At 37.3% G+C, this 12213-nt stretch carries 6 protein-coding genes; 3 read left to right on the top strand and 3 right to left on the bottom strand.

Going from position 1 to position 12213, the window contains the following annotated elements; all coding sequences use genetic code 11:
• Positions 1-42: 42 nt before the first annotated feature.
• Genes AC3QLY_RS11185 through AC3QLY_RS11175 form a run of 3 tightly spaced genes read right to left on the bottom strand, consistent with a single transcriptional unit; the run spans position 43 to position 5954 of the window.
• Complete coding sequence (locus AC3QLY_RS11185) at positions 43-624, bottom strand: hypothetical protein (protein WP_287100971.1); 582 nt, start codon at positions 622-624, stop codon at positions 43-45.
• Between the two features lie 24 nt (positions 625-648).
• Positions 649-4551: a hypothetical protein gene (locus tag AC3QLY_RS11180; RefSeq protein WP_287100969.1), complete on the bottom strand. Its 3903-nt coding sequence runs from the start codon at positions 4549-4551 to the stop codon at positions 649-651.
• An 11-nt stretch (positions 4552-4562) separates the two neighbouring features.
• Positions 4563-5954, bottom strand: a complete 1392-nt coding sequence (locus tag AC3QLY_RS11175) for a hypothetical protein (protein ID WP_218331187.1) — start codon at positions 5952-5954, stop codon at positions 4563-4565.
• 252 nt (positions 5955-6206) lie between these two features.
• Between AC3QLY_RS11175 and AC3QLY_RS11170 the strand changes: the two genes are divergently transcribed.
• The 3 genes from AC3QLY_RS11170 (at position 6207) to AC3QLY_RS11160 (ending at position 12213) form a co-directional block, all read left to right on the top strand.
• Positions 6207-6830 carry a response regulator transcription factor gene (locus AC3QLY_RS11170; RefSeq protein WP_218331186.1) on the top strand — a complete coding sequence of 208 codons (624 nt, stop codon included), beginning with the start codon at positions 6207-6209 and terminating at the stop codon, positions 6828-6830.
• Positions 6831-7376: 546 nt separating this feature from the next.
• On the top strand, positions 7377-7634 hold the full coding sequence (locus AC3QLY_RS11165; protein WP_442872743.1) for a DUF6660 family protein: 258 nt from the start codon (positions 7377-7379) through the stop codon (positions 7632-7634).
• 259 nt (positions 7635-7893) lie between these two features.
• The gene (locus AC3QLY_RS11160; protein WP_298939061.1) at positions 7894-12213 is read left to right on the top strand and encodes a CusA/CzcA family heavy metal efflux RND transporter; all 4320 of its coding nucleotides are present in this window, start codon (positions 7894-7896) and stop codon (positions 12211-12213) included.

The following is a 12213-nucleotide window of genomic DNA, read 5'->3' as shown; positions in this document are numbered from 1 at the left end:
AATAAAGATTTTGAATATACCTCTGTTCGCATAGGTTACGAATTAATTGTGATCATTCCGTTTATTTGGAATGAATATATTTTTCAAAAGTTGTATGGTGTTAATCTGGGGATGTTCATAGAAGGCAGATAACAATTCACCCTTATTGTTCAGGATATAAATTTTATAGTCAGCATGATTGTATTCATTTTCAAAATGGCGGTTATCGGCGGAATTATTTAGCCACCTTACCAAACTATTTTTTGTTGTATCATACAGGTTATACTTTGAAACGGAGGCAGAAATAGTAAAGGGTAAATGAAGCATATCCGACAAAATATGATTTAATGCACTATCTGTTAGCATTGGGCTATTATCTTTTTCGGGCAAAAGAATAACCTGAAAAGCATGTTTAGTTTGTTGATATAATGTATCTAAAGAAAAAAATAATTGAAATGGAATATCATTAGGTGTATTGGCTAAAAAATTAACCACTACTATTTGCTGTCCTTTTAATTTTCCGATATTCATCGGGTGGTGTTCTATATCCATTTGTTGAATGGCATAAATAGTATGTTCCTGTGCATGAATGAAATGTTGATTCATGAACATTAGAAGCAGCAATATGGAAACATTTTTTTTCATAATGATTATTTATAAAAAATAAATTTAATAAATGGCTACTGTTGTTGTAGCGGTTGTTAAGGGAATATTATTGAATGTAGCAGTGGACACCCCCGACTCAGAATAAGTGTTATTAATTATCCACATATGATTGGCACTATAGTCGGATGCATGTAGGGATATATTGTAATTTCCATATGGAATCTGACCATAAATACCCGTACCAATTATTTTAAAATTATAAATCAGACCTGTAGCTACATTCGTTAATTGTAAATAATAAAATGCACCGGAAACAACATTGGTCACTGAAATGGATGTCATCTGAACTGTACTGGAATAAGCGGGTTTTTGGTATTGATAATCAAATAGTTTAATAACATTATTACTATTATCACGAATATCTTTTAATCTGCCAAGCCCCTCATACTCATAATAATTTAATATACCATTGGATGATGTGGAAGAAGTAATACCTAATAAAGGTGAATAAGTGTAAATACTTGCCTGACTATTGGGTAAATTTTGCGGATTTAACTTACTTAATTCAGTTCTGAGTTGTGCATCACTGGCAGGATTTTGAACAATGCTTTGGTTCAATAAATTATAAGCTGAATAAAAGTTTGAACCTTTAATTTGGGCTACAGGATATTGATGATTATACCCCCAAATAAAACTATTGTTAACACCATCTTTTTTTGTAATACTCACCAAATTACCCCCATAAAAAATATACATATTTTCATCTTCATATCTATTATCTTTTGTAATAGAGGAATTATTGTATGTTACAGCATTTGTAAAGCTTGCAGATGGGCTTATGATATTTATTTTCTGTGTTTTTTGTGGCGCAACAAAACCTGCGGGATTAGTTACATAGTCATATCTAGTAAAGTCAGCGCCAACTAAACTACTGTTTTTCCAATTTGATGTTTCAATTAAAGCATTATCAAATTCATCTTGCAACTCCAATATGGGTTTTAATTCTGTATCTGCGTTATTTTTATCCTGATTATGGTAGGTAATAAATGTACTGGTTGGACTTGTAAAATTGGAATAGCGATAATTAACATAGTTGATTCTTGCCTGAGCCTTGCTTATACGATAATTTTCATAACTAATCCACCTGCAGTTATTTGCATCGTTGGTTGTTGGTGTGCAAGAATATACATTATTATAAAAAGCAGAAGTGGCTGTATTTAAATTGTTTTGATAATTTTGATAGCCATTATCAATGCCATCACAATTAGATAACCTGAAATCAAAGGCATAAGTATAATTGGTTATTAAATTATCTCCCAGAGAGGTATTTATGATTTGCTGTGTTGGCTGATGATGAAAAATGCTATTATAATTTGTAATAGATGTAGTTGTAATGGATGTTCCGTTCTGAGGATCATAATCTGTTTCCACTGATTTATCCTGCGTTTTAAAGAATGAAAATAACTGATATTCAGTACCAAACAGGGGGGTTGTATTCCCACCTAAAGTAAGCAATTTACAAATATAGCCTGGCGTTCCAATTTGGTCTTTTGAATAAGTCGGATAGTGCCATATTTCTTTTAAGATTTGATTGTTTTGATTGAAATATGCTTCATACTTTAATTCCCCTGTAATGGAATCAAATGGTAGCGGTGCATAAGGATAACTGGAAACAGATGCATCGCAACTTAAATCATTGACATTACGAACCACTACATCAGCACTATTCTGAAAACCATCCCAATAATTAGCGCTATAATAACAATATACAGAGTGACCATTGCCTGTTTGAGCAACATCTACTTCACTATACCCAATATGGTTACCCATTGTAGTACGCATTGGCAAAACGGAACTGGGAGAAATTAAATAGGCAGCTTCAAAGCCTCCTCCGGTTAAAGTAGCACAACCGTTGGGATTATAGAGGCCATTAGAAGTATTACCCCAAATTAGTCCATACATATCATTCCGTAATACATTAACATAAGTTGGTATACTGTATAGTATACCTGTTGAACTACTTCCTCCTGCAGTGTAATTAAAATTAGTAACAATATCCTGAGTAGCCAATGGGTCATGATGTATCATAGAATTAATTCGAAGTCCTCCAATAGTAATATTGGTTATATTCGTTACGGGCATTTGATATGAAATGGAAGCTGAGCAACCTCCCCAAGCTGTTGTGGATGTAGTTCCGTATAATCTTGAAGTGTAAGTTGTGCGGGGTGTTAAAGTAATTGCCTGAGTAGTAGAAGTACCAGATTGAATAGTAGCATTAACCACCATATTGCCATTTGGATCAAAAACCTGATAGGTACCACTTACACCGGTTGTTGTACTACTTAAAGAAAGCGTATAATTCGTGTATCCTGACGGGGTAGTAAAACTTAATGTCTGATATGTACTGCCATCATATAAAACGGAAGAATTGGTAACATTGATTGTTTGATAACCGGGAACTGACCTTGTTACATAGTGGGGCTCAAAATTAAATTTGGTATATCCACCGGTAGGATAAGTAATTTGTTGTAATGCTCCACCTCTCATAGCAGGCCATTGTGCATCTCGGTTGGCACCATTGACTGTTCTGGTATTATTTACCGTATATGTAGGAATTAGGGTATTATTATTCGTAATTCCGTTATAATAACCCCAGTGATCAATACCAAAAGCCAATAATCTGGGTACCATTTCGCTATAATAACTAAATTGATAAGGTGGTTCGATTATGCTTCCATCACAAGAGGATTCTTGTAAAGCATCTAATCTTAAACGGTAGGTATCAGATTGTATATTTGGTAAATAGGTACCTAATATTCCATTAAGTCCATTGACACCATCATGAAAATATCCATAAGTGAATTGAAATTTTCTACAAAATCCTGATGCATTACTGATAGTAATATTATCCAATGCATTTGCAGAAGTATTTGCATTATCAGCCATTGTTTGTGGCGTATATGCACTTAAATCTGTTCTTGGTGTTGCTGCGGCATTAAAGCTAATTGTATTGCCACTATAAGTAATGGAACTTAATCGAACCCCCTGTACAAACTGTTTTACTGCATCATACTCATACTGCCCAATGGTATTGGTGCTATATATTGGGAACATAGATAAAGTGTAGTAACTATAATTTTCTTGTTGATAAGAAAAATTTATGGTGAACATATTATCTTTCGAGATAATTTTGTTTAAATACCAGCTTGAAACTGCGGAGCCACTTGATAAACCGTTTTTCATAGAATATGGACTGGTAACTTCCAAAGGCATTACACTTCCAGTATTGCCGGTATTTCCAAAGAAATATTGTGTGCCATCAGGTGTTGTTATTTTAAAACCCTGAAAGCACACTCCATTCTGATAAGGGGTAGTTAAACTAGTATAATCTGGTTCAATTTTAAAATCCTGTTCAGGAACGAGCACTGGTGTTCTATCATCTCTGAAATAAAATTTACCGGTATATTTTCCGAAATTAAAAAAGTACAAGTCCGGTTCTCCATCTTTCCTGCCCTGATAAAATCCAGCATCGTCAATATTACCATTTGTTGTGCCGAGATAACTATTGTAACCAAAATCTGACCAATGCCCATTTGTAACATTTGTATTGCTGAATCCACGATCATCCGGCAAACCAACAACCGAACGTGTTATAACACCACCCGCATTTAAGCTCCATCCTGCACCTACCCAACTGGCCAATTCCTGCACCTTTAAACCAGAAGCATGATAACTTAAACTAATGGGCATTTCCAATGGGCCATTTTGTACGGTATAAATGGGAATATTAATATTGGGGATGCCTGTATGATAACTTACAGGATAATCAGCATATTTTACCAACGCTGCTGCTGTTGGTGGGGTTATATTGGTTTCTGCCAATGGATTATTTTGTGCTTCTATCTGACCATTTATGGCGAAAAAACAAATCAATAAAAACAAAATGCGTTTCATAAAAACATACATAGTATTATTTTTTAAAAATTATATCCAATTCTAAATTTTAAAGGTTGTGTAACGGGTATGGTACGATAGCTTAAAAAATCCCACAATAATTGTACGTTACTGGCTTTTTTCCCCACCTTCATTTTTTGGGTAACCCCAATTAATCCACTAGTTTGCCATGCGCTGTAATCCTGTAATTGTGGGATTCGGGTAAAGGCTGATTGGTAATTTTGCTCATAACCTCCGGTAACCCATATACTACCTTTTATTTTTATATCTAAAAAACTTCTTAAGCCAACACCTTCATTGCTGATCTTTACATCATTAATACCATTACCCCAACCCAACTTATAAGCAACACCTACACCAATTGTACTTTTATCATTCAGTTTATAGCCCAATGTTGCAGCTATATCACTGGTTACAGGCAGGTAATAATTAGTTTTTTGTGATTGTATGTTGATGCCATATTCTAACCTTTGCCATATTGTTTTTGTTTTCTGCTGGTTGGGTGTGAAATCAGGCATGATTAATGCACTATTACCTCCGCCTAATTGATTAATTTTATCTTTTAATGTATTGAGTTGATTTTGCGCAGACTGCATTTGTTGTTGTATAAACTGTTGTGGGTTACTGCCTGTACTTACTCCCGTTCCGCCCAACTGCTGTGTTAATATTTGCTGTACCTGTGCCCTGCTCTGTAACCCTGCTAATGCCTGCGTTGTACCAATATTGGCTGTAGCAGGAAATAACTGCGCCAACAGGCTATTCCGCTGCCAGAAATCCTGAAAAGCGGGTAAATTGCGTACTAAGGCCATCATTTTCTGTTCTAACTGCTTTTGATCATGAAGCATTTCTTTGTAACTATTTACCTGCTGCTGAAAATAAAAGGCTTGCTGCTGAAAATTTTTCAAGAATTTCAACATCCCTGCTTGTGTTAATAATCTGTTCAATAACTGTACTCTTTGCGCTAATTCCTGACTGGTTACAGTTCCCGCTTCTAAATTGTTTTGTAAACTATTGGTGGTATGATTGAGATTTAATAGGGCTGAAGAATTACACATTGCACCATTTAGTAACAAATAATCTGTTGCAGTATGTATACTATCTAACCCGGCGATATAAGCTGTAATTCGCCTGATTTTCTGTAACGAATTATTAGATTTTTGCATTGCCTTTTGATAAAAATCTGTCGGAGTATGCAACATTTGTTGAGCAGCAACATTGTCTTTTGTTAAGAGTTGTAAACAAATTTTTTTTTCTGAACGCTGAGCTTTTTGTAAATAATGTTGCATTCTTTTGGTGAGTTGTTGATTTAGTTGCGCATACTTTTTGTTGAGTTGATTGATTGACCGATTATTTATGCTACTAGTATAGGTGGTATCTGAAGGATACTTTATTGGTGTATATGCAAAAACATGCATAAAGCATGTAGAGAGGAAAAAGCATTCAAAAAGCAGTATTTTAAAAAGACTACACACAAGCAATTATATTTTGTGAGCGTAAACATAATGTCTGCTTTTCATTTGTACAATGGGGAAAAACACCCATTGTTTATGTCAAAATATTTTTGTATGAATGCCTTTAAAATATTATCATTTTTATTACATTCACATTAATTTTATATCTATAAATATACTATTTCATTAAATTTTATATTTAAAATTAATTTTCTGATGCAAACAATTGTAATTGCTGATGACCATCCCGCACTTAGAGAGGGCATCAAAAATATTTTTGAAATAACTGGGAAATACAAGGTTTTAGCTGAATTTGATAATGGTAAAGCCTTGATAAATTTCATTCATGGAAGTGAACAATACCCTGATTTTGTATTATTAGATGTAAGAATGCCTGTACTAGACGGTTATAAAACCAGTGAACTGCTCTTACAGCAATATCCTTCCATCAAAGTTGTTATTTTTTCTATGTACGTAGAATTAGAAAAAATTAATGATTTGCTGAAATTAGGCATTTATGGGTTTATTCAAAAAAATGTAGATCCTGAAGAAATTTTAGAGAGTATTGAAAAAATACAACACAATCAAAAAACAATTTGCATTAATATGGGTGGGGAAGAAAATAAAGTAGTAGTGCCATTAGACAATTTTTCGGAACGGGAAAAAGAATTATTGCGGTATTGCGCCACTGAATTAACTTACAAAGAAATTGCTGATAAAATGGGGATTAGTCCTAAAACGATTGACAGATACCGGGAAGAATTATTTAAAAAATTAAATGTACATAGTAGAGTGGGTTTGGCAATCTACGCTTTGCAGATGGGCATATTTATGCTATAATGCATTGCATTTTGCAAGAAAAAAGGCAGGTTAAGTGGAAGTAAATTCAACTAATGGAAAAAAGGCGGTTGTTCACTGCCAATATACAGCAAAGCATTACAGCACCCAATACAAAAGAGAACCTTTTACAAGATTGCCTTTTTAAAAGCTTTTGTCGTCCTGTCGGGACAATTTTCGAACCACTTTTTGGAGGATTTGAGGAAATTGGTTTCAGAAAAAAGCTATTAATACCAGCTAAATATGGGGGTTGAAAAACCCTGTATTTTTTATACAATGTTGCAAAAACATAATTTTTTTCGCTAATTATAGTTAACGTTTTTGTTACCATTTGTTTTGTGGTTCAGGATATCTGAAGAACGACTTTATGAAGCAAATCTGTTATCCATAGGGCATTTCTCCGGTTACTCGAACATTTTGTCGGCTATTAACTAACTAATCAGCTCGATTCTATTAACCACCCCATTTTAGAGAAAATAGTATCTATAAGGAAAAAAAGTGATTTTTGCAACAGTATTGCACGGATTTTTTTCTTAAATTTGCACTTGCATGAAATGGATAGCAACCATATTAGTAATTTACTTCACGGCACTTTTCGGTGCTCCGTGCAGCGATGCTAAGAATGTTTGTGCGGAACTAAAATCTCCATCCAAAGACCTTAGTCATAATCATAATCAAGACAAAGACGATAATTGTTCCCCGTTTTGCCAGTGCACTTGTTGCAGTGTTTCAGTAACCTCCTTTAAGTTTAACTTACCAGAATTTAATATCCCTTTACGAGAATTTAAAGCCAAAAAGGTTCAATAAGGGATTGTTTTTTTGTTTCCAACTACTCCGGAAATATTTGGCAGCCGCCGAGATTTAACGCTTAATTTCTTTTAGATCGTGTCTTATCGTTTGATATGCATTTTGTGCATATCGTCCGTAACATCATTGCTTTTCGGCTTTGATCAGGTGTTGTACAATTTACGTATAACAATACACAGCACGCATCTTTCCCGCCTTTTTCCATTCTGAGAAAAGGACTACATATCTTTTTACTAAGCGTTAAATAACAAAATACACTGTGTTAGATCGTATTATTAAATTCAGTATAAAGAACAAAATCATTATTGGTTTAATGACTTTGTTACTTATAATATGGGGAGCGTGGAGTGCCACCAAATTGCCCATAGATGCCGTCCCTGATATTACCAACAATCAGGTTCAGATATTTACTACCTGTCCAACATTGGCAGGACAAGAAGTAGAACAACTGGTAACCTTTCCCATAGAGCAAAGTATTGCCAATGTTCCGAAAATCGAAGAAATCCGCAGTATTTCCCGTTTCGGACTTTCGGTGATAACCGTTGTTTTTGAAGAGGAAGTAGACATATACTTTGCCAGGCAGCTCATCAATGAAAGACTCAAAGAGGCTGTTGATAAAATTCCTCAGGGAATCGGAACGCCGGAAATGGCACCGGTCAGTACAGGTTTAGGCGAAGTGTACCAGTATATCATTCACCCTAAAAAGGGAAGCGAAAGCAAATACAACGCAAAAGACCTTCGCACGATGCAGGATTGGATCGTTGCCAGGCAATTATATGGTACTCCGGGTATTGCCGAAGTGAACAGCTTTGGAGGTCAATTGAAGCAATACGAAGTTGCTGTAAATCCCGATAGATTGAGAGCAATGGGTGTAAGTATCCCGGATATCTTTACAGCTCTTGAAAAGAATAACCAGAACACCGGGGGGGCGTATATCGACAAAAAGCCAAATGCCTATTTCATCAGAGGTATAGGTCTGGTAACGTCTTTAGATGACGTTAGAAGAATTGTGGTTAAAAATTCCGGAGCCGTACCCATATATATAAATGACGTTGCTGAAGTGAAATTCGGTAACGCAGTAAGGTATGGCGCTTTAACTTATAATGGAGAAGTAGACGCTGTAGGCGGTGTAGTGATGATGTTGAAAGGGGAAAACAGTAACGAGGTTGTTAAGCGGATAAAAGAAAAGTTACCTACTATTCAACAGTCGCTGCCTGATGATATTACTATCGAACCATACCTGGACAGAACTGATCTTGTGGGTCGGGCTATCAGTACAGTGGAAAAGAATTTGATTGAAGGAGCGCTGATAGTGATTTTTGTACTGGTATTGTTTCTTGGGAATTTCCGGGCCGGATTGATCGTAGCTTCTGCCATTCCCCTTGCAATGTTATTTGCACTTGGAATGATGAACGTATTTGGAGTGAGCGCCAACCTGATGAGTTTAGGAGCTATAGACTTCGGACTGATCGTAGATGGGGCTGTTATCGTCGTAGAAGCTACAATGCACCATCTTGGTCTGCGAAAATCGACGGCCAAGTTGACTCAAACTGAAATGGATGATGAAGTATTTACTTCGGCGTCTAAGATACGTACCAGTGCTGCTTTTGGAGAAATCATTATCCTCATTGTATATATCCCTATTCTTACTTTGGTTGGTGTTGAGGGCAAAATGTTCCGTCCAATGGCCCAGACAGTTGGCTTTGCCATTTTCGGAGCATTGATATTATCCCTGACTTATATCCCAGTGATGTGTGCTTTGTTTTTATCAAAGAAAACCAGTCACAAACGCACATTTAGTGACAAGATGATGGGGAAATTACAAAGTTGGTACCAACCATTGTTACAAAAAGCTATCCGGATTAAATATATTGTAGTAGGCGTCACCGTTGGCATTTTTGCAATTGCTATATTTTTCTTCAGCAGAATGGGTGGAGAGTTCATTCCTCAATTACAAGAGGGAGACTATGCGTTTCACTGTATTCTACCACAGGGAAGTTCCTTGAATCAGAGTATCGAAACTTCCATGCAGGCTTCTCGGATTATCAAACAATTTGATGAAGTCAAGATGGTTGTAGGTAAAACCGGCGCAGCCGAGGTACCTACAGATCCGATGCCTCCTGAGGCTACTGACCTAATGGCGGTCCTTAAACCTGAGGATGAATGGAAATCTGGACGAAGTTATACGGAACTCGCAGATGCTATAATGGAAAAGCTGGAAGTTATACCAGGTGTGTTCTTTGAAAAAAACCAGCCGATCCAGATGCGTTTTAATGAGCTGATGACGGGGATCAGACAGGATGTAGCAGTCAAGATCTTTGGTGAGAATATCGACACGCTGGCTTCTTATGCGAATAGAGTAAGTGAGGTTATTCAAGGTGTACCCGGTGCTACTTCTCCCCAGGTCGAGCGGGTTAGCGGGCTTCCGCAGATCAATGTTGAATATGATCGCACTCGAATTGCCAACTACGGGTTGACAATACAGGACGTAAATGACGTGGTGAGTACCGCTTTTGCTGGCAAAAGCTCGGGCCAAGTATATGAAAACGAAAGACGATTTGATTTGGTTGTCCGGTTGGATAGTGCACATAGAAGCAGTATAGATGATGTAAATAACCTGATGATACCTACAAGTACAGGCATACAAATACCGCTATCCCAGATTGCAAATGTTGAATACAAGTTGGGACCTGCGCAAATAAGCCGGGAAGCAGGAAAACGCCGTATTGTTATAGGGTTCAACGTTGCTGGCAGGGATGTGCAGAGTGTCGTGGAAGATATACAGCAACAGTTGTCAGCTAAAGTCAAGCTGCCTTCCGGATATTACTTCACTTATGGCGGACAGTTTGAGAATCTGCAAAAAGCGAGTGACCGCCTGATGATCGCAGTTCCTGTTTCGCTACTGCTAATTTTTATGTTATTGTATTTCACGTTTCACTCCTTTAAGCAGGCTACTTTAATATTTACCGCAATCCCCATGAGTGCCATAGGAGGTGTCTTTGCATTAATGCTTCGGGGGATGCCTTTCAGTATCAGTGCGGGTATCGGATTTATTGCCCTGTTTGGGGTTGCTGTATTAAATGGTATCGTGCTAATAGGAACGTTTAATCAGTTAAAAAAAGAAGGTTTGGATGATGTGTTCCAAAGGGTCAAAGAAGGTACGATGACGCGTTTGCGCCCGGTATTAATGACGGCAACGGTGGCCTCTTTGGGCTTTCTGCCTATGGCTATCAGTACCAGTGCCGGTGCGGAGGTGCAAAAGCCCCTGGCGACCGTTGTGATTGGCGGATTGATCACAGCGACATTTCTAACGCTGTTCGTATTGCCACTCCTATACATCATCTTCAACTCGAAACCAAATATCAAAGGCAAAGGCATGAAAACAATGGCAGTAGTGATCTTGCTGTTCTTGGGAGGCTTTTCATCTGTTAAGGCACAGCAACAACAGCGGATTTCAATAGATAACGCTATAGGTACAGCGTTAAAGGGCAATCAACAATTTGGTGTGAATACTGCTCAAATCAAAAGTGCTTCTCTAAATGTGAAGACGGCAACTGATATTCCCAAAACAGGTGTGTTTGCTGAAAACGAGGACTTACGTCCTTCCGATAACGTAGGTATTTTAAAAATAGGTTTGTCGCAAGGTATTGCCTGGCCTGGTCTATATGCAGCCCGGAAAAATTATTTCAGGGAACAACTCAAATATGCTGAACTCAATACCGATGTTTTAAATGCCGTTGTCAAAAGAGATGTGCGAACCGCTTATTATCAGCTTTGGTATTTACAGGATAAACAGGCTCTTTTTCAACGTTTGGACAGTATATATACAATGCTGTTCAAAACTACAGAAGTACGTGTAAGAACGGGAGACGTTGCAAAACTGGACCAGGTAGCGGCAGAGGCAAAGCTGCGGGAATTACAGGCTTTCCTTGAACAGAACAAGAAGGCAATGACGGTACAACAACAACAATTGATGATGCTTTTAAATCAAAATGAGTGGTTGCTCCCGGTGGCCGAACCACTTAAAAAAGTAGAAGTTGAATTGTTGGAAAATACCGCCAGCCACCCGGTATTGGCCTTACAGGAACAGAATGTAAATATTGCATCTTCCAATATTAAAGTTCAGCAGAATACCAATAAGCCGGAGTTTTCGGGTCGGTTCTTCAGTCAGCGGGTGTGGGGTGCGAAAGACCCTTTCTCCGGATTTTCGGTAATGGCATCCTTCCCATTGTTCGGAACCGGAGCCTACCGGAATAAAGTCAGGGTTGCAGTGGCTGAAAAAGAAGTACAGGAAAAGGCGCTGTCTTACCAAACTCAAGTATTCCAGACGCAAAGAGCTTCTGCAATCGCTGATATAGAAAAAAACTACACTTTGTTGAATTTCTATGAAACCTCTGGGTTAAAGCAAGCTGAGGAAATCATTAGTGCGGCAAGCCTGAGTTATAGAACCGGTGAAATAAGTTTTGCAGACCTGGGTCAATTTCTTAACCAGGCGATCAGTATCCGTCAAAATTATCTGGATGTTATGAATCAGTACAACCAATCTGCCATCCAATTCAATTACTTCAATAACAAATAA

Source organism: Hydrotalea sp. GW822-HT8A01 (assembly GCF_058798575.1).
Note: the sequence above shows the minus strand (reverse complement) of the source record. Positions and strands in the feature narration are given on the sequence as shown.

Bases quoted from the DNA above. Each gene is read 5' to 3' on its own strand.
- AC3QLY_RS11185 (WP_287100971.1), bottom strand. From the start codon at position 624: ATGAAAAAAAATGTTTCCATATTGCTGCTTCTAATGTTCATGAATCAA.
- AC3QLY_RS11180 (WP_287100969.1), bottom strand. From the start codon at position 4,551: ATGTATGTTTTTATGAAACGCATTTTGTTTTTATTGATTTGTTTTTTC.
- AC3QLY_RS11175 (WP_218331187.1), bottom strand. From the start codon at position 5,954: ATGCATGTTTTTGCATATACACCAATAAAGTATCCTTCAGATACCACC.
- AC3QLY_RS11170 (WP_218331186.1), top strand. From the start codon at position 6,207: ATGCAAACAATTGTAATTGCTGATGACCATCCCGCACTTAGAGAGGGC.
- AC3QLY_RS11165 (WP_442872743.1), top strand. From the start codon at position 7,377: ATGAAATGGATAGCAACCATATTAGTAATTTACTTCACGGCACTTTTC.